The sequence below is a fragment of the Catellatospora chokoriensis genome, from assembly GCF_011297315.1.
GTDB classification, from domain to species: domain Bacteria; phylum Actinomycetota; class Actinomycetes; order Mycobacteriales; family Micromonosporaceae; genus Catellatospora; species Catellatospora citrea.
Genome location: NZ_JAAOTI010000047.1, coordinates 1 through 24,879, shown reverse-complemented (window position 1 = coordinate 24,879; position 24,879 = coordinate 1). Strand labels below are relative to the sequence as shown.

General features: G+C 72.1%; 23 protein-coding genes. 18 read left to right on the top strand and 5 right to left on the bottom strand.

The genetic code is table 11. The features are described 5' to 3' along the window. Window positions 1–9 precede the first annotated feature (9 nt). The 5 genes from HAV39_RS40245 to HAV39_RS40225 all read right to left on the bottom strand — a co-directional run bounded on the left by HAV39_RS40245 (window position 10) and on the right by HAV39_RS40225 (window position 5,051). Entirely contained in the window at window positions 10–2,706 is a 2,697-nt protein-coding gene (locus tag HAV39_RS40245; RefSeq protein ID WP_191844341.1) for an FtsX-like permease family protein, read from the bottom strand. Next, window positions 2,703–3,422, bottom strand: coding sequence for an ABC transporter ATP-binding protein (locus HAV39_RS40240; protein WP_191844340.1), 720 nt, complete (start codon window positions 3,420–3,422; stop codon window positions 2,703–2,705). Before HAV39_RS40240 ends, HAV39_RS40245 begins: the two co-directional genes overlap by 4 nt. Further along, on the bottom strand, window positions 3,419–3,982 hold the full coding sequence (locus tag HAV39_RS40235; RefSeq protein ID WP_120318553.1) for a PadR family transcriptional regulator: 564 nt from the start codon (window positions 3,980–3,982) through the stop codon (window positions 3,419–3,421). The genes HAV39_RS40240 and HAV39_RS40235 overlap by 4 nt, the downstream gene beginning before the upstream one ends. A 69-nt stretch (window positions 3,983–4,051) precedes the next feature. Beyond that, the gene (locus HAV39_RS40230) at window positions 4,052–4,489 is read right to left on the bottom strand and encodes a ferritin-like domain-containing protein (protein ID WP_191844339.1); all 438 of its coding nucleotides are present in this window, start codon (window positions 4,487–4,489) and stop codon (window positions 4,052–4,054) included. Between the two features lie 121 nt (window positions 4,490–4,610). Next, on the bottom strand, window positions 4,611–5,051 hold the full coding sequence (locus HAV39_RS40225; RefSeq protein ID WP_191844338.1) for a hypothetical protein: 441 nt from the start codon (window positions 5,049–5,051) through the stop codon (window positions 4,611–4,613). A gap of 230 nt (window positions 5,052–5,281) precedes the next feature. Here HAV39_RS40225 and rimP point away from each other — a divergent pair, with 230 nt between their 5' ends. The 18 genes from rimP (at window position 5,282) to dapB (ending at window position 24,856) form a co-directional block, all read left to right on the top strand. After that, entirely contained in the window at window positions 5,282–5,938 is a 657-nt protein-coding gene (gene rimP / locus HAV39_RS40220) for a ribosome maturation factor RimP (protein ID WP_120318556.1), read from the top strand. Next, window positions 5,935–6,990, top strand: a complete 1,056-nt coding sequence (nusA, locus tag HAV39_RS40215; RefSeq protein ID WP_191844337.1) for a transcription termination factor NusA — start codon at window positions 5,935–5,937, stop codon at window positions 6,988–6,990. Before rimP ends, nusA begins: the two co-directional genes overlap by 4 nt. Before the next feature lie 69 nt (window positions 6,991–7,059). Beyond that, on the top strand, window positions 7,060–7,326 hold the full coding sequence (locus HAV39_RS40210) for a YlxR family protein (RefSeq protein WP_203736382.1): 267 nt from the start codon (window positions 7,060–7,062) through the stop codon (window positions 7,324–7,326). Window positions 7,327–7,547: 221 nt separating this feature from the next. Further along, on the top strand, window positions 7,548–10,628 hold the full coding sequence (gene infB / locus HAV39_RS40205; protein WP_191844336.1) for a translation initiation factor IF-2: 3,081 nt from the start codon (window positions 7,548–7,550) through the stop codon (window positions 10,626–10,628). 142 nt (window positions 10,629–10,770) lie between these two features. After that, on the top strand, window positions 10,771–11,787 hold the full coding sequence (locus tag HAV39_RS40200; RefSeq protein WP_191844335.1) for a TRM11 family SAM-dependent methyltransferase: 1,017 nt from the start codon (window positions 10,771–10,773) through the stop codon (window positions 11,785–11,787). A gap of 21 nt (window positions 11,788–11,808) precedes the next feature. Next, window positions 11,809–12,102 (top strand): DUF503 domain-containing protein, encoded by a 294-nt coding sequence (locus HAV39_RS40195; protein ID WP_191844334.1) that lies wholly within the window; start codon window positions 11,809–11,811, stop codon window positions 12,100–12,102. A gap of 310 nt (window positions 12,103–12,412) precedes the next feature. Beyond that, window positions 12,413–12,901: a 30S ribosome-binding factor RbfA gene (gene rbfA, locus HAV39_RS40190; protein ID WP_120321735.1), complete on the top strand. Its 489-nt coding sequence runs from the start codon at window positions 12,413–12,415 to the stop codon at window positions 12,899–12,901. Beyond that, window positions 12,898–13,932 (top strand): DHH family phosphoesterase, encoded by a 1,035-nt coding sequence (locus HAV39_RS40185; RefSeq protein ID WP_239120739.1) that lies wholly within the window; start codon window positions 12,898–12,900, stop codon window positions 13,930–13,932. Before rbfA ends, HAV39_RS40185 begins: the two co-directional genes overlap by 4 nt. 158 nt (window positions 13,933–14,090) lie before the next feature. Next, window positions 14,091–14,498: a hypothetical protein gene (locus HAV39_RS40180; protein WP_191844333.1), complete on the top strand. Its 408-nt coding sequence runs from the start codon at window positions 14,091–14,093 to the stop codon at window positions 14,496–14,498. Beyond that, window positions 14,495–14,713 (top strand): DUF6186 family protein, encoded by a 219-nt coding sequence (locus tag HAV39_RS40175; protein WP_191844332.1) that lies wholly within the window; start codon window positions 14,495–14,497, stop codon window positions 14,711–14,713. The genes HAV39_RS40180 and HAV39_RS40175 overlap by 4 nt, the downstream gene beginning before the upstream one ends. A gap of 669 nt (window positions 14,714–15,382) precedes the next feature. Next, on the top strand, window positions 15,383–16,168 hold the full coding sequence (locus HAV39_RS40170; protein ID WP_191844331.1) for a hypothetical protein: 786 nt from the start codon (window positions 15,383–15,385) through the stop codon (window positions 16,166–16,168). Beyond that, window positions 16,165–17,505 carry an MATE family efflux transporter gene (locus HAV39_RS40165; protein WP_191844330.1) on the top strand — a complete coding sequence of 447 codons (1,341 nt, stop codon included), beginning with the start codon at window positions 16,165–16,167 and terminating at the stop codon, window positions 17,503–17,505. Before HAV39_RS40170 ends, HAV39_RS40165 begins: the two co-directional genes overlap by 4 nt. A 77-nt stretch (window positions 17,506–17,582) precedes the next feature. Beyond that, window positions 17,583–18,425, top strand: a complete 843-nt coding sequence (truB, locus tag HAV39_RS40160) for a tRNA pseudouridine(55) synthase TruB (protein ID WP_239120745.1) — start codon at window positions 17,583–17,585, stop codon at window positions 18,423–18,425. Further along, window positions 18,425–19,360 carry a bifunctional riboflavin kinase/FAD synthetase gene (locus HAV39_RS40155; protein ID WP_191844329.1) on the top strand — a complete coding sequence of 312 codons (936 nt, stop codon included), beginning with the start codon at window positions 18,425–18,427 and terminating at the stop codon, window positions 19,358–19,360. The genes truB and HAV39_RS40155 overlap by 1 nt, the downstream gene beginning before the upstream one ends. A gap of 166 nt (window positions 19,361–19,526) precedes the next feature. After that, window positions 19,527–19,796: a 30S ribosomal protein S15 gene (rpsO, locus tag HAV39_RS40150; protein WP_191844328.1), complete on the top strand. Its 270-nt coding sequence runs from the start codon at window positions 19,527–19,529 to the stop codon at window positions 19,794–19,796. 233 nt (window positions 19,797–20,029) lie between these two features. Continuing rightward, window positions 20,030–22,351, top strand: coding sequence for a polyribonucleotide nucleotidyltransferase (locus tag HAV39_RS40145; RefSeq protein ID WP_120318569.1), 2,322 nt, complete (start codon window positions 20,030–20,032; stop codon window positions 22,349–22,351). A 146-nt stretch (window positions 22,352–22,497) separates the two neighbouring features. Continuing rightward, window positions 22,498–23,934 carry a M16 family metallopeptidase gene (locus tag HAV39_RS40140; RefSeq protein ID WP_191844357.1) on the top strand — a complete coding sequence of 479 codons (1,437 nt, stop codon included), beginning with the start codon at window positions 22,498–22,500 and terminating at the stop codon, window positions 23,932–23,934. 166 nt (window positions 23,935–24,100) lie between these two features. Next, a complete protein-coding gene (gene dapB, locus HAV39_RS40135) occupies window positions 24,101–24,856 on the top strand; it encodes a 4-hydroxy-tetrahydrodipicolinate reductase (RefSeq protein ID WP_120318571.1) in 756 nt (251 codons plus the stop codon). Window positions 24,857–24,879 lie beyond the last annotated feature (23 nt).

Sequence of the window (24,879 nt, the reverse complement as noted above, 5' to 3'; positions counted from 1 at the left end):
CTTCCTTTCCTACAGGCGGCGTTCGATGGGGAGGCGGGAGCGGGTGAGCAGGCCTGCGCCGGCCATGGCGACCAGGGGGACGGCCAGCACGATGGCGATCGACTCCCAGGGCAGGAACAGGCGCATCGGGGCTTCGCCGAACCGGATGTGGTCGCCGCCCGCGTTGAGCGCGGCGATCAGCACGGCCGTGGTGCCCAGGCCGGCGAGCACCCCGAGCACGGCGCCCAACCCGGAGATCACCCCGGACTGGCTCAGCGACAGCAGCCGGCGTACCCGCGGGCTGGCCCCGACGGCGCCGAGGGTGGCCAGGTCGGCCCGGCCGTCCGCGGCGGCCAGCCCGGTGGCGATGCCCGCGGCGCCCAGCGCGACGAGCGCCGCCACCACGCCGAGGATCCAGACGATCGGGTCCTCGCGGTACTGGGCACCCTGCTCGACCTCCACGCCGAGGTTCGCGGCCACGGCGTGCACGGCTCCGTTGAGCCGCTCGGTCTCCTCGGCGGAGGCCACGTGCCCGACGGTGGCGATCACCATGTCGCGGCGTACGCCCAGTCCGAGTCGCTGGATCAGGGCGGGTGTGGCCACGGCGAACGCTGCGGTCTGCGTGCCGGCCGGCAGTGCCGTGGCAGGCACCGTCACCGCCGGCCGATCGGCGGGATCCCGCTGCGCCTGCTTCGCGGTCGGCTCCTGCCACTCGGTCACGATGACCGACACCATGCCGCCGCTGATGTAGCGGGGATCGGCGACCACCAGGCCGCCCGCCGCCAGCGTCTGCCGGGCCTGGGCCAGGTCGGCCGCGGGCGCGCTGCTGATCGCCTCCAGGGCCGCCGCGTCGTCGACGACCGCGAACTGGATCGAGCCGATGCCCCGCTCCCACGCGCAGCGTGCGTCCTCGAGCGCGGCCAGATCCCGCTGCTCGGTGGTGACGTCGTGGCCGGACGAGACCAGACAGCGCGCGGCGGGCGGCATGTCGAGGCGCAGCGAGCAGCCATGCCCCTCGGCCGGGTCCACGCAGACGGGAGACTGCAGCACGTGCGCCCGCGCGCCGGGCATCACCTGGCGCACCGCCTCCTGCACCCGGACCACGTCCGGTGCCGGAGCGGTGTCCGGAGCGTTCTGCCGCACCAGCACGTTGCCGACCGGCATCCTCGGTTCGTAGCTGTCGAACCGCTGCTGCTCGTCGCTGCCGAGGAACGCCCCGATGGCGACCGCTCCGGCGACCGCGGCCATCACGGCCGAGATCGCGGGCGCGGCCGAGCCGCGGTTGCGGGCGGTGTCGCGCAGCGCGATCCGCGGCGCGAGCGGCAGCCACCGTCCGGCGCGGGCGATGAGCCCGACCAGAGACGGGGTGAGCAGCACCAGGCCGAGTTCGCCGAGGACCAGGCCGGCCATGATGGCGGTGGTCCCGCCGACCCCGGCGCCGGTGACGGCGATCACTGCGCCGCCCGCCGCGAGCACTGTGCCGAGGGTGATCCAGCGTTTGCGGGATCGGGTGACGCCCCGGCGGCCCGCGAGCACGGTGACCACGCTCTGCCGCGCGGCGGTGAACGCGGGCACCATCGCGGCCGCCAGGCCCGCGCCGACCGCGAGCAGCACGACGCCGAGCTGGGCGGCGGGGAAGATCCGCAGGCCCCCGGCCCGGGCGTGGACCAGGTACTGCTCGAACAGCGGCAGGGTGAGCACGGCCACGGTGACGCCGAGCGCGACGGCGGCGATCGCCGCGCCGAGTCCCAGCACCACGCCATCGGCCAGCACGATGCGCCGCAGGTGGGCGGGGGTTCCGCCGGCGGCGGCGACCAGCGCCAGGTCGCGGCTGCGCCGCCGCGCCCCGACGGCGAAGGCCGGACCGGCCAACAGCACGACCTCCAGCATGATCAGAACGATCATGATCGCACCGAGGGCGACCTCCTCGACCTGGTGACGATCCACGTAGTCGTTCACGTAGTCGTCCACGGGGACGGCCGGCGGGTCGAGGGCCACCGCGCGGCTCCGGACGACGAGGCCGTGCTGGTTGAGCTGCTGCACGTCGGTCCACAGCACCGGGGACGGGGTGTCGACCAGCCAGTCGACCGGCGGCGGGAGGACGCCCGGCCGGAAGACGACGGTCTCGTACAGCGAGCTCGGGAGCTCGACGACGGCGGTGACGGTGTACGTGTACTCGGGGTTCGCCGTGCGGATCTTCCCGCCGACGCCCACCCCCAGCCGGTCGGCCAGCCCTTCGTTGAGCGCGACCTCGTCGGCGCGAGCGGGCGCGACGCCGGACAGCAGCTCCACGAACCCGCTCAGGCGCGGATCGGCCAGGTCGACCCCGCGGGCGCTGACGCCGCCGATGCCGTTCGGGGTGAACACGTCGACACCGCCCTCGGCGACCTGGCTGACCGTCGACCCGGCGGGCAGCACCGCCAGCAGCTCGGCCGCGGTCGGCGGCGACTCGCGCATCCTGCCGGTGGTGGAGTAGCCATCACCCAACGGGGGCTGGGTGACCGGGCCGTCGGCGACCCACTCGACCTGCGCGTCGTACTGCCCGATCTGGCGGGTCAGCTCCTCGACGGGGGTGAGCTGGTGCATGTCGTAGGCGGCCGCGACGAAGGACATCATCGCGACCGGCAATCCGATCATCGCGATGACCAGGGCGGAGCGGCCACGGGAACGCAGCGCCTCGCGGCGTGCCATGCGCAGCGCGGGAGCCCAGGCCCGCAGCCACCTCATGACGCGGGCTCCAGCAGCTGCTCGGGCTGGGTGAGCGGGCCGGACGCGTCGACGATCCGGCCGTCGCGCAGGAAGACGACCCGGTCGGCCCAGGCGGCGTGCCGGGCCTCGTGGGTGACCAGCACCGCGGCCGCTCCGGCGTCGACCCGGGCGCGCAGCAGGCGCAGCACCGCCTCGCCGGTCACCGAGTCCAGCGCGCCGGTGGGCTCGTCGGCCAGCACCAGGCGGCGCTGCCCGACCAGGGCGCGGGCGATGGCCACGCGCTGCTGCTGGCCACCGGACATCTCGTCGGGGAAGCGGTCGGCGTACCCGTCGAGCTCCACCTCGGCCAGCGCCGCCTCGGCGAGCGGCCGGGCCTTGCGGGCGGCGATGCCCTCCAGCTCCAGCGGCAGCGCCACGTTCTCGATGGCGGTGAGGCTGGGGAGCAGGTTGAGGGCCTGGAACACGTATCCGACGCTGCGCCGGCGCAGCCCGGCCAGCTCGCGGCGGCGCAGCGTGGACAGGGCGACCCCTTCGACGAGCACCTCGCCCGCGTCCGGCGCGTCGAGCCCGCCGGCGAGGTTGAGCAGCGTCGACTTGCCGGAGCCGGACGGGCCCATCACGGCCACCAGCTCTCCGGCGAGCACGTCGAGGGTGACTCCGGCCAGGGCGTGCACGGCCGCCTCGCCGGTGCCGTGGGTGCGGTGCACGTCGCGCAGTTGCAGGACGGCGGTCATCGCCTGGCCTCCCGGGGGGTGTCGTCGTGCGACGGCAGCGGGGCGGCGACAGGTTTCTCGTACCGCACCAGGGCCGTCTCGCAGTGGTCGAGCCAGCGCAGCTCGGCCTCGGACTGGAAGATCATCGCCTCGAGCACGAGCCGCCAGGGCAGTTCGGCGTCGGTGCGCTTGAGCCGGGTGTACTCCTGCAGCGCGCGCATCGTCGCGCTGCGCTGGGACTGCACCACCGCCTGCACGTCGATGCCCGGCGTGGTGATGGCGAGCGCGAGCTTGATGGCCAGCTCGTCGCGGGGCCGGTCGGCGCGGGCGATCGGGGTGGCGAACCAGAGCGCGAGCTCGGCGCGCCCCTCCCCGGTTATCTCGTAGGGGCGCTGCCCCCCGTCGTTCTCCGGCAGCGCACGTACGAGGCCGTCACGTTCGAGGCGGTTGAGGGTGGTGTAGACCTGGCCGATGTTGAGCGGCCAGGTGGAGCCGGTCGAGTCCTCGAACTCGGCCCGCAGCTGGTAGCCGTAGCGGGGACCGCGTTCGAGCAGGGCGAGCAAACCATGCCGGATGGACATGGCTACTGAGTATGCATACCCGGTATGCGGTTAGCAAGGCCTGTGTCGTGAACCGGTGGGCAACGCCTGCTACTGGGTCTTGCGGCCCGGATACGACACGGTGGCGGGGGTGACGGCGGCGAGTCTGCGCCACCGCGTGCCGCGTACCGCGGCGTCGGTGTAGGCCAGCAGGATCTGGCGGCGCACCTCGCCCTCGGCGTCGGCCAGCGCGGCCCGCCAGGTCGCCGCCACGCCGTCCTCGACGTAGGCCGCGAGCTTCAGCGCGTCGGCCGGTTTGGCCACCGGGAACGGCAGCGCGTAGCCCGCCTGCGCGACGGGCGCGGTCGCCTTCAGCTCGGCGAGCTGCACCAGCAGCGCGTCACGCCGGGTCCGGTGCGTCTCCTCGCCGACCCGCGCCTCCTTCTGCCCGGTCTTGTCCAGCAGCACTCCGAACCGGGCGTACGCGAAGATCGCACTGTGCTCCGCACTCAGCGCGGCCTGCAGCCGCTCCACCAGCTTCTCGCTCATGCCTTCTCCTCGCGGCGCCCGCTCCCAAGATCGCCCGAGTTGCCAGGCACATGGGCAGAACCGAGCTCAAGATACGCACACCTGCCCGGCAAGTCTGATGACCTTGACGTGTTCGGGCCGCTCATGCCAGCACCTCCACGTGGGTGGCGCGGGCGGCGGCGATCTCGCCCACGAGCACGGCGCGGACCGCGGTGGTGGTCACGCAGGCCTCCACCGCCTGCTTGGCGGCGGACACCTCGGCGGTGCGCAGGGTCTTGAGGATCGCCTTGCGGTCGCCGGTGACCGGGGCGGCGGTGGCGGCGGTGAAGGCGCTCGGCGAGGGCCGCGGGCTCATGATCGCGTCCAGGGCGGCGGCGTGCGCGCGGTGCGTCTCGCGCAGCGGGGTCAGCAGCGTGGTGAGCGTGGTGTCGGCGGCCAGCGCGGCGTCGTACGCCGCGACCAGCGCGTGGGTGCCGGCCAGCAGGCCCATCAGCGCGTCCGGCGGGGGCGGTGCGTCCGGGGTGGGGTCGAGCAGGTCGCAACCGGCCAGCGCGGTCACGGTCGCGGCGGCCGTCGCCGTCATCGCACCGGCCCGCAGCAGTTGCCGTCGATTCGGTCGGGAGCCTCCCGACCAGCTATGATCATTTCCCCGCGTACGCACCGCGCCAGTCTCCCTTAAGACGGCCGCGGCTGCCACTCCTTGATCACGTGTCGAACGCCGCGCGCCGCCACCGCAGCGCGCCGCTGGTAGCTGCCGCGTGCTCGCGGGTTACGCTCTGCGCAGTCGATGAATCACCGAGAGGGGTGCCCCAGATGGCTCAGCGTGGCCGTGCCACAGGACGTCAGGCGGGCCGGACGCCCGCCCGGGCGGCGGCACCGGCTCCGGCCAGGACCTCTCCGGCCGAACTGGCGGCGCGCCGCGCCCGGTTGCAGGCCGTGATCGACCCCGTGGTGGCCGGCACCGGCTACGACCTGGAGGAGCTGTCGGTCAAGCAGGTCGGCCGCCGGCACCTGGTCCGGGTGATCATCGATGGCGACGGCGGGGTCGGGCTCGACGCCATCGCCGAGGTCTCCCGCGCCGTGTCGCGGGCGCTGGACGAGGCCGAGGAGTCCGGCACAGATCTGATCATGGGCGAGTACCAGTTGGAGGTCTCCTCGCCCGGGGTCGACCGGCCGCTGACCCTGCCGCGCCACTGGGCCCGCAACGCGGGCCGGCTGGTGAAGGTCAAGGCGGGGGACAAGACGCTGACCGGCCGCGTGCTCGCCGCCGACGCCGACGGGATCACCCTCGACGTGGACGGCAAGGAGCACGCGCTCGGCTATGACGCGCTGGGCCCCGGACACGTCCAGGTCGAGTTCAAGCGCATGAATGAGATCTCCGATGAGGAGCTCGCGGAGTTCGACGACGACTCGTCCGACGACGAGGAGCTCGACGACGACGAGCTGGACGATGAAGGGGAAGAGCGGTGAACATCGATCTTGCGGCGCTCCGGGCGCTGGCACGCGACAAGGAGATCTCCGAGGAGACCATCCTGCAGGCAATCGAGTCTGCGCTGCTCACCGCGTACCGGCACACCGAGGGCGCGCAGTCGCACGCGCGGGTGGAGATCAACCGCCAGTCCGGCGCGGCCGTGGTGTACGCGCAGGAGTACGGCGGCGAGGGTGAGCTGCTGCGGGAGTGGGACGACACCCCGCACGACTTCGGCCGGATCGCGGCGATGACGGCCAAGCAGGTCATCCTGCAGCGCCTGCGCGAGGCGACCGACGAGGTGCACTTCGGCGAGTACGTCAACCGCGACGGCGACCTGGTCACCGGCGTGATCCAGGCGCACGAGAGCCGTACCGAGAAGGGCATCGTCTCGGTCGACCTGGGCAAGGTCGAGGCCGTGCTGCCGCAGTCGGAGCAGGTCCCCGGCGAGACGTACCCGCACGGTCAGCGCATCCGCTGCGTGGTGGTGCACGTCGCCAAGAGCTTCCGCGGGCCGCAGGTGACCCTGTCCCGCTCGCACCCGGCGCTGGTGAAGAAGCTGTTCGCGCTGGAGGTCCCGGAGATCGCCGACGGCACCGTCGAGATCGCCGCGATCGCGCGCGAGGCCGGCCACCGCACCAAGATCGCGGTACGGTCCACCGTGCAGGGGGTCAACCCGAAGGGTGCCTGCATCGGCCCGATGGGTCAGCGGGTGCGCGCCGTCATGAGCGAACTGCACGGCGAGAAGATCGATATCATCGACTGGTCGGACGACCCGGCGGAGTTCGTGGGCAACGCGCTCTCCCCGGCCAAGGCCCTGAAGGTCGAAGTGGTGGATCTCGCAACGCGTGCGGCGCGCGTCACGGTGCCTGACTACCAGCTCTCCCTGGCGATCGGGCGGGAAGGGCAGAATGCCAGGTTGGCTGCCCGTCTGACCGGTTGGCGCATCGACATCCGCTCCGACGCGGCCGACTCCGGGACCGCGCAGCCGCGCGGACCGCGTTCCGCGGCTGATCACGAGACGGAGCCGGGCGGCACTCCCGTCTCCGCATAGGGGTAGACTCAACAGGTGGTACGACGCTCGCGGCCCGCACCGCTTGTGGCGGCCTCATCAGTCACGCTTGTGCCGCCTCCGGTGCGCACCTGCGTCGGATGCAGGCAGCGGGCGTCCGCTACCGAACTGCTCCGCGTCGTGGCGGTGGCGTCGGGAGCTGACCAGTTCAGTCTCCGACCCGACCCGCGACGCAGATTGACCGGCCGGGGTGCCCACGTGCATCCGACAGCGGCCTGTCTCGAGCTGGCGCTGCGGCGTCGTGCCTTCGGGCGCGCGCTGCGGATCACCGGGGTCATCGACACCGGCGAGCTGGCCGGGGCGATCCACGGACCGTGACGGCCCGAGGGTCACGAACCGATCCGAAGGATCACCGCCAGACCAGTCACGGGGTGGCGGACCCACCGTAGACGGCGGCCTCATCAGCCCCGTCTGAGGATCAAGCAAGGTAGGACTACCGGCATGGGCACACGATGAAGTCGCAAAAATGATCAGGCTTCAAGTGCACAAGTGAGGTCGCAGCGGGTCACTGCCCGTGCGACCTCGGAGTGAGGAGTGCAGTGGCAGGCAAGGCCCGCGTACACGAGCTTGCTAAGGAGCTCGGCGTCGAGAGCAAGAACGTTCTCGCCAAACTCAAGGAGATGGGCGAGTTCGTCAAGTCCGCGTCGAGCACCGTGGAAGCTCCCGTCGCCCGTCGGCTGAAGGACGCCTTCGCGGCCGGCTCGGGAGCGCCCAGCGCCCCGAGTGCGCCGTCGGCGCCCGCGGCGGCGGCGACGACCACGGCGGCGACCGCGAACGAACCCCGGGTGACGGCACGGCCGGCACCCCCCAAGAAGCCCTCGGCGCCCATGAAGCCGAAGGCACCGACCTCCATGGTTCCGCCCACCCCGGTGACGAAGCCGGCCAGCGCCCATGACATCGAGGTCGCCGCAGCCGAGGCCCGCGCCTCGGCGCTGAAGGCCGAGCAGGAGGCCTCCGTCCGGGCGGCTCAGCAGGCTGCCAAGCAGCGTGAGGACCAGCCCCGCGGTGACGGCCCGAAGCCCAGCTTCATGCCGCCCCGGCCCGGTTCCACCGCGGCCCGTCCGCCGGCCGCTCCGAGCGGCCGTCCCGGCGCGCCCGGTGGCGATCGCCGTGACGGACGTCCCGCCGGTCCGCGTCCCGAGGGCGGCCGCGACGGCCGTCCGAGTGGCCCGCGTCCCGAGGGCGGCGCCCGTGAGGGCCGTCCGGCCGCACCTGGTGGTGCTCGCCCGCCGCGCAGCGGTGGCAACAACCCGTTCGGCATCTCGCAGGGCGGCGCTCCTTCGCGTCCGTCCCCCGCGGGCATGCCTCGTCCCAACCCGGCTTCCATGCCGCCTCGGCCCAGCCCGGCTTCCATGCCGCCGCGGCCGAACCCGGCGTCGATGCCCAGCCAGCGTCCCGCCCGTCCGGGTGGCGGCGCGGGTCGTCCCGGTGGCCCGGGTGGCGGCGCAGGCCGTCCCGGTGGTCCCGGTGGCGGCGGCGGCTTCCGCGGCGGCCCTGGTGGCGGCGGCGGTGGCGGCTTCCGTGGCGGTCCCGGTGGCGGCGGCGGCGCCGGCACGGGCTTCCGTCCCGGTGGCGGTGCGCCCGGTGGCGGCGGCGGTTACCGCGGTGGTCCCGGTGGTGGCACCGGTGGCCCGCCGGCGGGTGGCGCAGGCCGTCCGGGTGGCGGTGCCGGTGGTCGTGGCCGTGGTGGCGGCGCTGCCGGTGCGTTCGGTCGTGGCGGCGGCAAGTCGCGCGGCCGCAAGTCCAAGAAGCAGCGGCGTCAAGAGTTCGACAACCTCTCCGCGCCCACGATGAGCTCGGGCGCACCGCGTGGTCAGGGTCAGGAGATCCGGCTGCCGCGCGGCGCGTCGCTGTCGGACTTCGCCGATCGCATCAACGCCAACCCGGGCTCGCTCGTCCAGGAGATGTTCAACCTGGGCGAGATGGTGACGGCGACGCAGTCCTGCACGGACGAGACGCTGCAGCTGCTCGGCGAGCACCTCGGCTTCGAGGTGCAGATCGTCAGCCCCGAGGACGAGGACCGCGAGCTGCTGGCCCGCTTCAACATCGACCTCGACGCCGACGTCGACGAGGAGCGTCTGGTCAGCCGGCCGCCGGTGGTGACCGTCATGGGTCACGTCGACCACGGTAAGACCAAGCTGCTGGACGCGATCCGGTCGGCGAACGTGGTCGAGGGCGAGGCCGGCGGCATCACCCAGCACATCGGCGCGTACCAGGTGCACGTCGAGCACGAGGGCGAAGAGCGGGCCATCACCTTCATCGACACCCCGGGTCACGAGGCGTTCACCGCCATGCGTGCCCGTGGTGCCCAGGCCACCGACATCGTCGTGCTGGTCGTGGCGGCCGATGACGGCGTCATGCCGCAGACGATCGAGGCGCTCAACCACGCCAAGGCGGCCGACGTGCCGATCGTGGTCGCGGTGAACAAGGTCGACAAGCCGGAGGCCAACCCGGGCAAGGTGCGTCAGCAGCTGACCGAGTACGGCCTGGTCGCCGAGGAGTACGGCGGCGAGACCATGTTCGTCGACATCTCCGCCAAGAGCCGTCTCAACATCGACGGCCTCCTGGAGGCGGTCCTGCTCACCGCGGACGCGTCGCTGGAGATGCTGGCCCCGATCGACGGGCACGCCCAGGGTCTGGCCATCGAGGCCCGGCTCGACAAGGGCCGCGGCCCGGTGGCGACGGTCCTGGTCCAGAAGGGCACGCTGCGCGTCGGCGACTCGATCGTGGCGGGCAACGCCTACGGTCGCGTCCGGGCGATGCTCGACGAGAACGGCACCCCGCTGGCCGAGGCGGGCCCCGCCCGTCCGGTGATGGTGCTCGGTCTGACCGCGGTGCCGGGTGCGGGTGACACCTTCCTGGCCGCCGACGACGACCGGACCGTTCGCCAGATCGCCGAGCAGCGGCAGGCCCGTAAGCGGGCTGCCGAGCAGGCGAACCTGCGCGGCCGGGCCACGCTGGAGACGCTGCTCGAGAAGATCAAGGAGGGCGAGCGCACCTCGCTCGACCTCATCATCAAGGGCGACGTGTCCGGTTCCGTGGAGGCACTGGAGGACGCGCTGGTCGCGCTGCCGATCCCGGAGGAGATCCAGCTTCGGATCATCCACCGCGGCGTCGGTGCGATCACGGAGAACGACGTCAACCTGGCGTCGGCCTCGTCGAACTCGACCGCGATCATCATCGGCTTCAACGTGCGGCCGATGGACCAGGCACGCGACCTGGCCGACCGCAACGGCGTGGAGATCCGGTACTACACGGTCATCTACCAGGCCATCGAGGAGATCGAGGCGGCCCTCAAGGGCATGCTCAAGCCGGAGTACGAAGAGGTCGCCCTGGGTTCGGCGGAGGTCCGCGAGGTCTTCCGTTCGTCCAAGGTGGGTCTCATCGCCGGCTGTATCGTCCGGTCGGGTCTGCTGCGGCGCAACGCCAAGGCACGGGTCGTCCGCGACGGTGCGGTCGTGGCGGAGAGCGCCTCGATCAGCTCGCTCAAGCGGTTCAAGGACGACGCGACCGAGGTCCGCGAGGGCTTCGAGTGTGGTCTGACCCTGGGTGGCTACAACAACCTGCAGGTGGGCGACATCATCGAGACCTTCGAGATGCGCGAGAAGCCGCGGGTGTGATCCCGTGACGCGGGGCGGGGCCCCGGTGCGAAAGTGCACCGGAGTCCCGCCCCGCTCCGTGTCCGCAGGTCATGCGGCAACAGTTGCGGACAACAAGTCTTGCTGGATCGTCGTTGAGAAGGCGGCGGAAGGAGTGGCACAGGTGGCTAGGTACGGGCTTCTGGTGGCGCCGTCGGCGAACCGGGTCTACACGCAGTCGGCCCCGGAGTTGATGGCGGCCGAGCTGGCCGTGTTCTCCGAGCGGGCGCTGGGCGGGCGGATCGAGCCGGCCGAGATCGTGGAGTTCGCCGGGCGGCCGTACCTGTCGTTCGAGGTCGAGGACGGCACGCTCGGCACGGACGAGCTGCGGGTGCTGGCCAACCTGTCGTCGGCGTACGCCCTGTTCGAGATGGTCGAGGGCGGCCTGCTGCGGCCGCTCGGCGAGCCGTCGCTGGACCGCTACGACGACGACCTGATCACCATCCAGAAGTACGCCGGCAAGACCAACGAGCACTTCACCAAGCTGCTGCTCAACGTCACCGTGCTGGCCACCTCCTGGGCCGAGCAGCTGCTCACCAAGCGCTTCACCGTGCTCGACCCGGTCGCCGGCCGGGGCACCACGCTCAACCAGGCGCTGATGTACGGCTGGGACGCGGTCGGCATCGAGCTCGACGGCAAGGACGTCGAGGCGTACAGCGCGTTCCTCAAGACCTGGCTCAAGAACAAGCGGATCAAGCACACCACCGAGATGACGCCGCTGCGCCGCGAGGGCAAGCGCCTCGGCCGGCGCTTCGACGCGCGCATCGGCGACGTGCGGGAGCACCCGCAGCACCTGTCCGTGTTCGAGGCGGACACCATCGCGTCCCGGGCGCTGCTCAAGGGCAACTCGGTCGACGTGATCGTGGCCGACCTGCCGTACGGCGTGGTCCACGGCAGCCGCAGCGCCAAGGGCCTCGCCCGCGGCCCGCAGGAGCTGCTGGAGGAGGCGCTGCCGGGCTGGTCGTCGCTGCTGCGTCCGGGTGGCGCGCTGGGCATGTCGTGGAACACCCACGTCGCTCCGCGCGAGGACGCGCTGGACCTGCTCGAGGAGCACGGGCTGGAGGCCGTCGACTACGAGGGCTTCGAGCACCGCGTCGACCAGGCCATCACCCGGGACATTCTGGTGGCCCGCAAGGTGTGACCTGGCGTACTGTCATCGCTCGTGCATACCGGAACATCCGTTTTCGACCTGCTCCTGCCCGGTGACTCGCGGTCGCTGAAGGAGAAGCGGTCGTACATCCGTCCGATCATCGCGGCGCTGAAGAAGTACGAGGTGGCGGTCGCCGAGGTGGGCGCCATGGAGCTGCACGGGCGCGCCGAGATCGGGGTGGCCGTCGTCGCGGCCGACGCGGCCCACGTCAACGAGGTGCTGGACCACTGCGAGCGCCTGGTGGTCGGCCGTCCCGAGGTCGAGGTTCTGTCCGTCAAGCGCCGCTGGTACGGCGACGACGACTGACCTGCTTTTTATGGTTTGACCCGTTTTTCATGGACGTTGGCCTATCCGGATGAGCTCGATCGCCGAAGAGTCATCCGGATAGGCCGACGTCTATCGAATGCGGGCCGGGGCGCGCCCGAGCGGTCGCCCCAGGCGCCGGGGTGTCCGTGGTCACAGGGCTGAGCTGGGAGGGCGGAAGCGCTCAGCTCCCGCGAGTGACAGTCGGGCCCGGCGGGTAGTGTCATGGTGTTGGTTTCGACCCTGGCTCGTCACCGCGGCCGGCATGAGTCGGCGCGGGCGCGTCGTGGTCGTCGGTCGCGGAGGTGACGTGATGGCTGATCCAGCCAAGGTTCGCAAGCATGCGGAGCGAGTGCGTGAGCTCGTCGCATCGGTGGTTCGTACCCAGATCAAGGACCCGCGGCTGGGGATGATCACGATCACCGACGCGCGGATCACCGCCGACCTGCGCGAGGCGACCGTCTTCTACACCGTGCTCGGCGACGCCGAGGAGCAGGCGGGCACCGCCGCGGCGCTGGAGAGCGCCAAGGGCATGCTGCGCGGCGTGGTGGGCCGGGCCCTGGGCCTGCGCCACTCGCCGTCGCTGGCGTTCGTCTCCGACGATGTGCAGGAGCACGTCAAGCACATCGACGACCTGCTCGCCGAGGCCAAGCAGCGCGACGAGGTCGTGCAGCAGCTGGCCGCGGGTGCGGCGTACGCCGGCGAGGCGCAGCCCTACAAGGTCGACGAGGACGACGACGAGGGCGCGTCCGACGACGATGACGAGGACGAGCCTGCGCTGCGCGCGGCAGTCCAGCGGTGAAGCCCACGACGCTGGAGGCGGGCACCCTGGGCCGCCCGACCGAGCAGGACTGGGCCGCCGCGGTCGACGCGGTGCGGTCCGGGCTGCGGCCGGGCGCCCGGGTGCTGCTGGTGTGCCACGTCAACCCCGACGGTGACGCGCTGGGCAGCATGCTCGGCTTCGCCCAGGGGCTGCGCCGGCTCGGGGTGACCTCGCTGCAGTGCACCTTCCCCGGTCCGCTCACCGTGCCGGAGCCGCTGCACATGCCCGCGATGGACCTGCTGATCCCCGAGGCCGAGGCCGACCCGGCGCCGGACCTGCTGGTGACCTTCGACGCGGCCAGCGAGTCGCGGCTGGGCGCGCTGGCGGACCGCCTGGAGACGGCGACGGTCAGCCTGGTGCTGGACCACCACGCCTCCAACACCGGCTTCGGCAAGGTGTCGCTGGTCGACCCGTGCGCCGCGGCCACGTCGGTGGTCGCCGCGGAGCTGCTGCGCCGCCTGGACGTGCCGCTGGACCGCGACATGGCCGAGTGCCTGTACATCGCCCTGGTCACCGACACCGGCTCGTTCAAGTTCGACCTGACCACGCCCGAGGTGCACGAGCTGGCGGCCCGGCTGGTGGCTACCGGCATCGACGTCGGGGCGATCGCGCGCCGCATCTTCGACAGCCGCCCGTTCGGCGCGGTCCGCATGTTCGGCGAGGTGATGGGCCGGGCGCAGCTGGAGCCGGAGTCGGCGGGCGGGCGCGGCCTGGTGTACGCCGTGGCCACGCTCGACGACCTGGCCAAGCACCACCAGCCGCCGTACGTGCTGGAGGCGCTGATCGACTCGGTGCGCTGCGTCTCCGAGGCCGACGTCGCGCTGCTGCTCAAGCAGGTGGCGCCCACCGAGTGGGCGGTCTCCATGCGCAGCAAGGGCGGCGCGGACGTGAGCCGGGTCGCGGTCGCCCTGGGCGGCGGCGGGCACCGGCTGGCAGCCGGTTTCACCGGCCGCGGCACCGCCGAGCAGATCATCTCAGCGGTACGCGACCAGCTGGCGTCCCAGGCCTGACCGCCCCGGCCCGCCCCGCGTGACGATGAAGATCGCTAATTCGTGGCGTGATCTACGGCCTGACCGCCGGTTCTGGTACCACGCGTCGATCATGCGCGTCCCGGTCTTCCGGCAGGAAAGATCTCCCGGAAGACCGGTCAACGGAGCACAATCAGGTCATGGAACAGCGTCCTGAGCTCACCGTCGAACCGGTGTCGCCCTGGGCGCGCGCGCAGGTCATGCTGCCGGTGTTCGTCCCGTTCGCGCTGATCGGCGGGCTGCTCCCGTCGTTCTCGCTGGCCGCGAACCTGTACGTGCTGGCCCTGGGCGGCGGTCTCCTGCTCGCGGGCATGTCCTCCCGGCTGCCGCGGCGGGCCGCGCCGGTGACCCTGCTGCCCGGCGTCGCCTGGTGGCTGGTGCCGGTGGCCGTGTTCGTGGTGGTCGAGGTGATCACCTTCGGCATGGGCTCCACCCATGACTACCCGACCCTGTCCCTGCTGGCCGACCCGCTGCTCGACGGTTACCTGGTGCGCAGCATGGCGTACTTCGGCTGGCTGGCCGGATTCTGGGGGCTGGTGCGCCGATGAGCCTGACCCGTCTGCTGGCCATCGCCGGGTTCCTGCTCGCCGGGCTGGCGGTGCTCGCCGTCGAGTGGGCCGCCCGCCGGCCGGGTTCCCGCATCCCGACCCTCGGCGACGTGTCCGCGCTGGTCATGCGCTACGACGTCGGCGGCATCCCGGTGGGCCGCCTGGCCATCCTGAGCTTCTGGTTCTGGCTCGGCTGGCACTTCCTCGCCCGCTGACGCCACCCGCGCGCCGCTGACCCGACCCAGGACCACTAACCGGGCCAGGCCCCTGCCCAGGCCGTCCCGCCGTCCACGAAGATCGTCCGACTTGCCAGGCAAGTGTTCGAAAGCGCGCCCAAGATACGCACGAGTGCCGGGCAAGTCGGACGATCAAGGCCGAGCGCCGAGCGCCGAGCGCCGGGCCGCGCGCCGCGTTCCACGGTGTGACGAATCAGCAATCAGACATATCCGACTGGTCGTGCGTTAAGGCAACCTCCAGCAGCGCTGTCGCATGGCTGACGTTCCGTGATGTGGGAACCACTGTGCAGGATGTGGACCTGAACGATAGTTTTGCCTCTAGCGGCGCCGCCCGCGGTCCACGACGACCTGCGGCTCCGCGGCAGTCACACCGGCGATTCAGCTCGGCGATCCCGAGAGCGGCGGCGGACTACAGAAGAGCACGGCGCGTCCCTGACGCGACCGCGCGACGAAGTTGACCCGTTGTTGTTCTGTGAAAGGACCGTCCCATGCCTACGTCGAAGAAGCCCCAGCCGCAGCCCACCGAGGAAGAGCGCGAGCGCGAGCAGGCCCGCCGCGCCCTGCAGACCTCCATGGACACCCGGCAGTAGTCCGCCCCGGCAAACGACGGGGACACGGCGGGGTGATCGCGGCGTCTACGCTGTCGTGATGTCCTCGACAGCCGTGCCCGCGGCCCCCGCCATCGACGAAATCCTCGCCGACACGGCAATGCGGGCTCGCCGGCTGCGTGCTGCGGTGTGGAGCCTCGGCGGCGCCTGCCTGCTGGTCACCATCTCCGCCGGGGCGATCGGCGGCGGCGCGATGTGGCGCCCGGCGGTGTCGATATTCACGGCCGTCGTGATGGTGGTCGTTTATCTCGTCGTCGCCCGGAAGCTGTGGCGCGAGCACGCGCAGGCGCTGCTCGTGCCGTCCGGGCTGCCGCTCGGCTTCACCACGGTCGCCGGGCCGCGCCACCACCTGATGACGACGGTCTCGCTGGCCGCGAGCGCGGTGATGCTGGGCCAGGGCTCGCCGGCCGCGCTGGGCACGCTCTCACTCGGCGTCGCGCTCGCGTTCATGCTGCTCGCGTTGCTGCTGACCTGGCGACCGGTGCGGATCACGATCACTCCCGGCGGGCTGCTGGTGCGCCGGATCGGCACACGATCGGTGCCGTGGGCCCACCTCACCGGGGCGCACGCGGCCGCGGGCGCGAACGACCCGTTGTCACTGGCCGTCGACCGGCCCGGACGGGAGCGGGGCACGCTGCGGGTCGGGCTGCGCGTGGTGGACGCCGACCCGGCGTTCCTGGCGCACCTGGTGCGGCACTACCTGGACGTGCCCGAGGACCGGACCGCGATCGGCGCGCCCGCCGAGCTGGCCCGGCGCCGGGCGGGGTTTCTCGCAGCCGAAGACGCCGGCACGGCGACCGCGTCGCCGCAGCGCGAGCGCCCGTGACCACCACCTCGACGCCGACGGCCGAATACCGCCGGATCGCGTCGCTCGCCCTGCCCGCCCTGGTGGTGCTGGCCGCCGAACCGCTGTACGTGCTGGTCGACACCGCCGTGGTGGGCCACCTGGGCCGGGTGCCGCTGGCCGCGCTGGGCATGGCCGGCACGGTGCTCGGGCTGGCCGTCTGGCTCGGCAACGTGCTGGCGTACGGCACCACGGGCCGGGCCGCGCGCCGCTTCGGCGCGGGCGACCGCGCGGGCGCCGTCCAGGAAGGGGTGCAGGCGTCCTGGCTGGCCGTGCTCGCCGGACTGGCGCTGCTGGTCGCGGCGCAGCTGTTCGCGGGGCCGCTGACCCGGGCGCTGTCGGGCGGCGGCCCGGAGGCGGCCGAGGTCGCCGCGCAGGCCGAGTCGTGGCTGCAAGTGGCCAGCCTCGGCACTCCGTTCATCCTGCTGGCGATGGCGGGCAACGGCTGGATGCGCGGGGTGCAGGACACCCGCCGCCCGCTGCGCTACGTGCTCGGTGCGAACCTCGCCTCCGCCGTGCTGTGCCCGCTGCTGGTGTACGGGCTGGGCTGGGGCATGGTCGGCTCGGCCTGGGCCAACGTGGTCGCGCAGGCCGCCTCCGGCGGGCTGTTCCTGCGGGCCCTGGTCGTGGCGCGGGTGCCGCTCGCGCCGCGCTGGGACGTGCTGCGCCGCCAGCTGTCGGTCAACAGCAACCTGCTCGTGCGCGGCGCGGCGTTCCAGGCGTGCTTCCTGTCCGCGGCGGCGGTGGCGGCCCGGTTCGGCGCGGCGGCGCTGGCCGCGCACCAGATCGCGCTGCAGCTGTGGTTCTTCAGCGCGCTGGTGCTGGACTCGGTGGCGATCGCGGCGCAGTCGCTGGTCGGCGCGGAGCTGGGCGCGGGCGACGCGCCGGCCGCCAAGCGCACCGCGCGCCGCATCGCCTGGCTCGGCGGCTGGTGCGGGGTCGCGTTCGCCGTCGTGCTCGGCGCGGGCGTGGCGGTGCTGCCCGCGCTGTTCGTCGACGATCCCGCGGTATGGGCACAGACCGCGCTGATCTGGCCGTGGTTCCTGGTGCTGCTGCCACTGGGCGGGATCGTGTTCGCGCTCGACGGGGTGCTGATCGGCGCGGGCGACGTGGCCTACCTGCGCAACCTGACCATCCTCGCCGCGGTGGCCGGCTTCCTGCCGCTGACCTGGCTGGCGTACTACCTCCAGCTCGGCCTGGCCGGGGTGTGGGCCGGGCTGACCATGTTCATGGTGGTGCGCTTCGTGGCGCTGGTGCTGCGGATGCGCACCGGCGGCTGGGCCGTGCCCAGCCCGGGACCGGTCCCGGCCTCGCCTTAGGCTGGTGCGTTGTGAGTGTGAAGAGGGAACAGCGCCCGGTGACCGACGGGCTCATCGTGGTCGACAAGGCCGGCGGCATGACGTCGCACGACGTCGTCGCGCGGGTGCGCCGGATCGCGGGCACCCGCAAGGTGGGCCACGGCGGCACGCTGGACCCGATGGCGACCGGGGTGCTGGTGCTCGGCGTCGGGCGGGCCACCCGGCTGCTCACGTACGTCGTGGGCACGGCCAAGGTCTACCGCGGGGTCATCCGGCTGGGCCAGGTCACGGTCACCGACGACGCCGAGGGCGACGTCACCGCCACCACGCCCGCCGGGCACGTCACCGACGAGCAGATCCGGGCCGGGCTGGCCGCGCTGACCGGCGAGGTCGACCAGGTGCCGTCCGCGGTCAGCGCGATCAAGGTGAACGGGGTGCGCTCGTACCACCGGGTGCGCCAGGGCGAGCAGGTCGAGCTGCCCGCGCGCCGAGTGACGATCTCGCGGATCGACGTGTCCGAGATCACCCGGACCGACGACGTGGTCGACGTCGCCGTGGAAGTGGCCTGCTCGTCGGGCACCTACATCCGCGCCATCGCCCGTGACCTGGGCGCCGCGCTCGGTGTCGGCGGTCACCTCACCGCGCTGCGGCGCACCGCCGTGGGCGGGTTCACCCTCGCCGAGGCGTACACCCTGGAACAGCTCGCGGAGCTCGCCGACCCGGTGGCGCTGCCGCTGGCGCAGGCCCTGGGCCGCGCCATGCCGGTGCGCGCGGTCGACGCCGACGCCGCGAAGATCGTGTCGCACGGCGGGCCGCTGCCCGCGGTCGGCCAGGCCGGGCCGTACGGTGTGGTGGGCCCGGACGGGGCCGCGCTGGCCGTGATGTCCGAGCGCGGCGGCCGGGCCAAGGCGGAGATCGTCCTGGTGGGAGGCGAGCAGTGATGCAGCGGTGGCGGGGGTACGACGCGGCGCCGGGTGGCTGGGGCCGCGCGGTCGTCACCATCGGCGTCTTCGACGGGGTGCACACCGGGCACCAGCAGACCATCGGCCACGCCGTGAAGCGCGCCCGCGAGCTGGGCCTGCCCGCGGTCGTGCTGACCTTCGACCCGCACCCGTCCGAGGTGGTGCGCCCCGGCTCGCACCCGGCGATGCTGACCTCCCCGCAGCGCAAGGCCGAGCTGCTGGCGGGCCTGGGCGTCGACGTGCTGTGCGTGCAGCCGTTCACGCTCGACTTCTCCAAGCTCGACGCGGACCGGTTCGTGCACGACGTGCTGGTCGAGCACCTGCACGCGGCGCTGGTCGTGGTGGGGGAGAACTTCCGGTTCGGGCACAAGGCCGCCGGCGACGTGGAGCTGCTGGCGAAGCTGGGCCGCACGTTCGGCTTCGCGGTCGAGTCCGCGCCGCTGGTCACCGGCGACGGCACCGTCTACTCCTCGACGTACGTGCGGGCCTGCGTGGACGCCGGTGACGTGGCGGCAGCCGCGGCGGTGCTGGGCCGCCCGCACCGGCTGGAGGGCGTCGTGGTGCGCGGCGACCAGCGCGGCCGGGAGATCGGTTTCCCGACCGCCAACCTGATGGTGGCCAAGTACGCGGCGGTGCCCGCCGACGGGGTGTACGCCGCCTGGCTGGTCCGCGGCAACGAGCGGCTGCCCGCGGCGGTGTCGATCGGGACGAACCCCACGTTCGCGGGACAGGACCGGCGAGTCGAGGCGTACGTGCTCGACTTCTCCGGCGATCTCTACGGCGAGCGGCTGGCCCTGGACTTCGTCAGCCACCTGCGCCCGACGCTCAAGTTCGACGGGATCGCGTCCTTGGTCGAGGCCATCGAGGACGACGTGGCCCGCACGCGAGCCGTGCTGGGCGTGCCGAAGCCGTAGGGCCGAGCTCACCCGGCGCGGGGAACGCGTAGTTTGCGTATCCCGGCGGGGTGGTATCTCACCGGCTGGTAGCCTGGAAGGGACACCGGGTCACCGGTGTCGGCCCGGTATGCCTGCACGACGCCGTGGGATATCGGGTGGCAAAGACTCACCAGTTAGGGAGACCATGGCGCTCGACGCTGAAGTCAAGACCCAGATCATGGCGGACTACGCCACCGTCGAAGGGGACACCGGCTCGCCGGAGGTCCAGGTGGCGGTCCTCACCAAGCGGATCCAGGATCTGACCGAGCACCTCAAGCTGCACAAGCACGACCACCACAGCCGTCGTGGTCTGCTGCTTCTGGTCGGCCGCCGCAAGCGGCTGCTGGCCTACCTGCAGAAGTCGGACATCGCCCGCTACCGTGCGCTCATCGAGCGCCTCGGCCTGCGCCGATAGTTCTGACGGGGGAGCGACGCCAGTCGCTCCCCCGATGTTTGACCACACTTTGGCACGCACCCGCCGTCGGGAAGAAACACCGGGCCTGGCGCAAGCAACACACCCAGGCCAGCCGGTTTGGGTCGGTCCTCGGTAGTGGTGTCCGGAGCGAGCTCCGGGCGCTTCGATCGAAGACCGACTGTCCTACCCGGCAACGGGCGGCTCGTGCCGCGACAGAAGGAGCACACAGCTTCATGACCGAGCACAACCTCGGCGAACAGACCAGCAAAGCAGTGATCGACAACGGGTCGTTCGGCACCCGTGAGGTCATCTTCTCGACCGGACGGCTGGCCAAGCAGGCCGCCGGCTCCGTCATCGCCCAGCTGGGCGACACGGTGGTCCTCTCCGCGACCACCGCGGGCAAGCAGCCCAAGGACCAGTTCGACTTCTTCCCGCTCACGGTGGACGTCGAGGAGCGGATGTACGCCGCCGGTCGCATCCCGGGTTCGTTCTTCCGCCGTGAGGGACGTCCCAGCGAGGACGCCATCCTCACCTGCCGCCTGATCGACCGGCCGCTGCGGCCGTCGTTCGTGAAGGGCCTGCGCAACGAGGTCCAGGTCGTCGAGACGGTGCTCTCGCTCGACCCGGAGCACCCGTACGACGTGGTCGCGATCAACGCGGCCAGCATGTCCACCAAGCTGTCCGGCCTGCCGTTCAGCGGCCCGATCGGCGCCACCCGCGTGGCGCACATCGACGGCCAGTGGGTGGCGTTCCCGACCCACGCCGAGCTGGAGCGCGCCACCTTCGACATGGTGGTGGCCGGCCGTGCCCTCGAGGACGGCGACGTCGCCGTCATGATGGTCGAGGCCGAGGCCACCGCGAACACCATCAAGCTGGTCGCGGGCGGCGCGCAGGCGCCGACCGAGGAGATCGTGGCCGGTGGCCTGGAGGCCGCCAAGGTCGCCATCCGCGAGCTGTGCCGCGCGCAGAGCGAGCTGGCGGCGGTCGCCGCGAAGCCGGTGACCGAGTTCCCGGTGTTCCTGGACTACCAGGACGACGTGTACGCGGCCGTGAAGGCGGCGGCGGGCTCGGAGATCACCGAGGCTCTCAAGATCGCCGGCAAGGCCGATCGCGAAGAGGCCCTCGACCTGGTCAAGGAGAAGGTCGTCGGCCAGGTCGCGCCGCAGTTCGAGGGGCGTGAGAAGGAGGTCTCGGCCGCGTTCCGGTCGGTGACCAAGTCCGAGGTGCGCAACCGCGTGCTGCGGGACGGCGTCCGCATGGACGGTCGTGGGCTGCGGGACATCCGCCAGCTCACCGCCGAGGTGCAGGTGCTGCCGCGGGTGCACGGCTCGGCGCTGTTCGAGCGGGGCGAGACCCAGATCCTGGGCGTCACCACGCTGAACATGCTGCGCATGGAGCAGGCGCTGGACACTCTCTCACCGGAGAAGACCAAGCGCTACATGCACAACTACAACTTCCCGCCGTACTCGACCGGTGAGACCGGCCGGGTCGGCTCGCCGAAGCGCCGCGAGATCGGCCACGGCGCGCTGGCGGAGCGGGCCCTGATCCCGGTGCTGCCGGCGCGCGAGGAGTTCCCGTACGCCATCCGGCAGGTGTCGGAGGCGCTGGGGTCCAACGGCTCGACCTCGATGGGTTCGGTCTGCGCGTCGACCATGTCGCTGCTGAGCGCCGGTGTGCCGCTGAAGGCCCCCGTCGCCGGTATCGCCATGGGCCTCATCTCCGACGAGGTGGACGGCAAGACCCAGTACGTGACGCTGACCGACATCCTCGGTGCCGAGGACGCGTTCGGCGACATGGACTTCAAGGTCGCCGGCACGCCGGACTTCGTGACCGCCCTGCAGCTGGACACCAAGCTCGACGGCATCCCGTCGGACGTGCTGGCCGCCGCGCTGCAGCAGGCCCACGAGGCGCGCCAGACCATCCTGGGTGTGATGGCCGCGGCCATCGCCGCCCCGGGTGAGATGAGCGAGTACGCCCCGCGGGTGACCTCGGTCAAGATCCCCGTCGACAAGATCGGCATGGTGATCGGGCCCAAGGGCCAGACCATCAACGCGATCCAGGACGAGACCGGCGCCGAGATCTCCATCGAGGACGACGGCACGATCTACGTCGGCGCGACCAACGGCCCGTCGGCCCAGGCCGCCGTGGACCGGATCAACGCCATCGCGAACCCGACCATGCCGAAGGTGGGCGACCGCTTCCTGGGCACCGTGGTGAAGACGGCGGCGTTCGGCGCCTTCGTCTCGCTGCTGCCCGGCCGCGACGGCCTGCTGCACATCTCCAAGGTGGGCGACGGCAAGCGGGTCGACCGCGTCGAGGACTTCCTCAACGTCGGCGACAAGGTCGAGGTCGTCATCGCCGACATCGACGCGCGCGGCAAGGTCTACCTGGACAAGATCGGCCCCGACGGCAACCCGATCGTCAGCGACAAGCCGGCCCCCCGCGAGGGTGACCGGGGTGGCGACCGCGGCGGCGACCGCGGCCCGCGCCGTGAGGGCGGCGACCGTCCCCGTGGCGAGGGCGGCGAGCGCCGGCGCACCCAGCGCCGCGACTGACACTCGTCGGTGACCAGCCAGAACAGCTAGAACACAGCCCGCGGGGAAGGAATCCTTCCCCGCGGGCTGTGCCCATTACCCGCGATTACCCGCGCTGAGGAACCGTGCCGCCCATGTCTCCTGCACCCACCACCGGCGGCGAGTCCATGCCGCAGCCCACCGGACCGGCTCCCGCGGACCGCCGCGCCGAGCAGCCCGGCCCCGCCTCCGGCCAGGCGGGCGGCCGACGGCGTGCCGCCTCCGCCGCACCAGCCGCGGGTTCCGGGAGCGGCGCGCGGGCGGTGACCCGGGTCCTGGACAGCGACCCGCTCGGCGGGACGGTGCGGCGCACCGTGCTGCCCAACGGGATGCGGATCCTCACCGAGGCCGTGCCCGCGATGCGCAGCGTGAGCTTCGGCATCTGGGTCGGTGTGGGCTCGCGCGACGAGGCCCCGCAGCTCGGCGGCGCTTCGCACTTCCTGGAGCACCTGCTGTTCAAGGGCACCCGCAAGCGGTCCGCGCTGGACATCTCCGCGCAGATCGAGGCGGTCGGCGGCGAGACCAACGCGTACACCGCCAAGGAGTACACCTGCTACTACGCGCGGGTGCTCGACGAGGACCTGCCGCTGGCCATCGACGTCATGTGCGACGCGGTCGCCGACTCGGTGCTGGCCGAGGCCGATGTCGAGACCGAGCGCGGGGTGATCCTCGAAGAGATCGCCATGCACGCCGACGAGCCCGGTGACGAGGTGCACGACCTGCATGCCGAGGTCCTCTACGGCGACCACCCGCTGGGCCGGCTGATCTCGGGCACCGTCGAGACCATCACGCCGATGACCCGCAAGCAGATCAACAGCTTCTACCGGCGGCGGTACACCCCGCCGGTCATCGTGATCGCCGCCGCGGGCAACCTGGACCACGCGACCGTGGTCAAGCAGGTCCGCGAGGCGTTCGCGGGCACGCCGCTCGGCGACGCCCTGCCGGCCTCGCCGGAGCCCACCCGCTCGCCGCACTCGCGGGTCAAGCACCGCCCGCCGGCCACGCTGGTGCGACCGGACGACACCGAGCAGGCCCACCTGGTGCTCGGCGGCCCGGCCCTGCACCGCCACGACGAGCGCCGGTTCGCCCTCGGCGTGCTCAACAACGTGCTCGGCGGCGGCATGTCCAGCCGGCTGTTCCAGCAGGTCCGCGAGAAGCGCGGGCTGGCGTACTCGGTCTACTCCTACACCTCGCAGTACGCCGAGACCGGCAGCTTCGCGGTGTACGCCGGCTGCGCCCCCGCCAAGGCCGACGAGGTCCTCGCCCTGATCCGCCAGGAGCTGGCCGACACCGCCGCGCACGGCATCACCGCCGAGGAACTGCGCCGCGGCAAGGGCATGCTCAAGGGTTCCCTGGTGCTGGGCCTGGAGGACACCGGTTCCCGGATGAGCCGCCTCGGCAAGGGCGAACTCCTGCACGGCGACCTCATGTCCGTCGACGAACTCCTCCGCCGCATCGAATCCGTCACCCTCGACGAGGTCAACCACATCGCCGCCAAGGTCCTCACCGCCCCCATGTCCCTGGCCGTAGTAGGCCCCTTCGACGACACCGCCTTCCAACTCTGACCCCCACCCGCCGTGCCCGGGTTGATCATGAACTTGTGGACGTGTTCGACGGGGTGTCGCTGCCTTAACTTCATGATCGATTCGGTGGGTGGGGCGGTCGGGTGGGGGCGTCCCGAAAGCGCGTGGTCGTCGCGCTTGGGGCGGTCTGATCCGCTAGGTTGGGCGCGTGACTGATGAAGTAGAGCCGCTGCGGGTCGGTGTGCTGGGGGCCCGCGGCCGCATGGGCATCGAGGTGTGCCGGGCCGTCGACCAGGCCGGGGACCTCGACCTCGTGGCGATGGTCGACCAGGGTGACTGGCTGTTCAACGCCTCCGACGCCGCCGCCCAGGTCGTGGTGGACTTCACCACGCCGGACGTGGTCATGGACAACCTGCAGTGGTGCATCGACCAGGGAATCAACGTGGTCGTCGGCACCAGTGGCTTCACCGACGCGCGCCTGGAGCAGGTCAAGGGCTGGCTCGCGGCCAAGCCTGAGGTGGGTGTGGTGATCGCGCCCAACTTCGGCATCGGCGCGGTGCTGATGATGGAGTTCGCCGAGCGGGCGGCCCGCTACTTCGACTCGGTGGAGATCATCGAGCAGCACCACCCGAAGAAGGTCGACGCGCCCAGCGGCACCGCCCTGCACACCGCCCGGCTCATCGAGCAGGCCCGCAAGGCCGCCGGCAAGCCCGCGATGCCCGACGCGACCACGGACGAGATGCCCGGCGCGCGCGGCACCGAGGTCGGGGGCGTACGCATCCACAGCGTCCGCGCCGCCGGCCTCGTCGCCCACCAGGAGATCCTCTTCGGCGCCACCGGCGAGACCCTCACGATCCGCCACGACTCCTTCGACCGCGCCTCCTTCATGCCCGGCGTCCTCCTCGCCATCCGCGAGGTGGTCAAACGCCCCGGCCTAACCCTCGGCCTGGCCCCCCTCCTGTAACCCCACCCCCACCCCCACCCCCA

Excerpts from the sequence above, each read along its gene's own strand:
- HAV39_RS40245 (WP_191844341.1), bottom strand. The coding sequence starts at position 2,706 with ATGAGGTGGCTGCGGGCCTGGGCTCCCGCGCTGCGCATGGCACGCCGC.
- HAV39_RS40240 (WP_191844340.1), bottom strand. The coding sequence starts at position 3,422 with ATGACCGCCGTCCTGCAACTGCGCGACGTGCACCGCACCCACGGCACC.
- HAV39_RS40235 (WP_120318553.1), bottom strand. The coding sequence starts at position 3,982 with ATGTCCATCCGGCATGGTTTGCTCGCCCTGCTCGAACGCGGTCCCCGC.
- HAV39_RS40230 (WP_191844339.1), bottom strand. The coding sequence starts at position 4,489 with ATGAGCGAGAAGCTGGTGGAGCGGCTGCAGGCCGCGCTGAGTGCGGAG.
- HAV39_RS40225 (WP_191844338.1), bottom strand. The coding sequence starts at position 5,051 with ATGACGGCGACGGCCGCCGCGACCGTGACCGCGCTGGCCGGTTGCGAC.
- rimP (WP_120318556.1), top strand. The coding sequence starts at position 5,282 with ATGGCTCAGCGTGGCCGTGCCACAGGACGTCAGGCGGGCCGGACGCCC.
- rbfA (WP_120321735.1), top strand. The coding sequence starts at position 12,413 with ATGGCTGATCCAGCCAAGGTTCGCAAGCATGCGGAGCGAGTGCGTGAG.
- HAV39_RS40180 (WP_191844333.1), top strand. The coding sequence starts at position 14,091 with ATGGAACAGCGTCCTGAGCTCACCGTCGAACCGGTGTCGCCCTGGGCG.
- HAV39_RS40175 (WP_191844332.1), top strand. The coding sequence starts at position 14,495 with ATGAGCCTGACCCGTCTGCTGGCCATCGCCGGGTTCCTGCTCGCCGGG.
- HAV39_RS40170 (WP_191844331.1), top strand. The coding sequence starts at position 15,383 with ATGTCCTCGACAGCCGTGCCCGCGGCCCCCGCCATCGACGAAATCCTC.
- truB (WP_239120745.1), top strand. The coding sequence starts at position 17,583 with ATGACGTCGCACGACGTCGTCGCGCGGGTGCGCCGGATCGCGGGCACC.
- HAV39_RS40155 (WP_191844329.1), top strand. The coding sequence starts at position 18,425 with ATGCAGCGGTGGCGGGGGTACGACGCGGCGCCGGGTGGCTGGGGCCGC.
- rpsO (WP_191844328.1), top strand. The coding sequence starts at position 19,527 with ATGGCGCTCGACGCTGAAGTCAAGACCCAGATCATGGCGGACTACGCC.
- HAV39_RS40145 (WP_120318569.1), top strand. The coding sequence starts at position 20,030 with ATGACCGAGCACAACCTCGGCGAACAGACCAGCAAAGCAGTGATCGAC.
- HAV39_RS40140 (WP_191844357.1), top strand. The coding sequence starts at position 22,498 with ATGCCGCAGCCCACCGGACCGGCTCCCGCGGACCGCCGCGCCGAGCAG.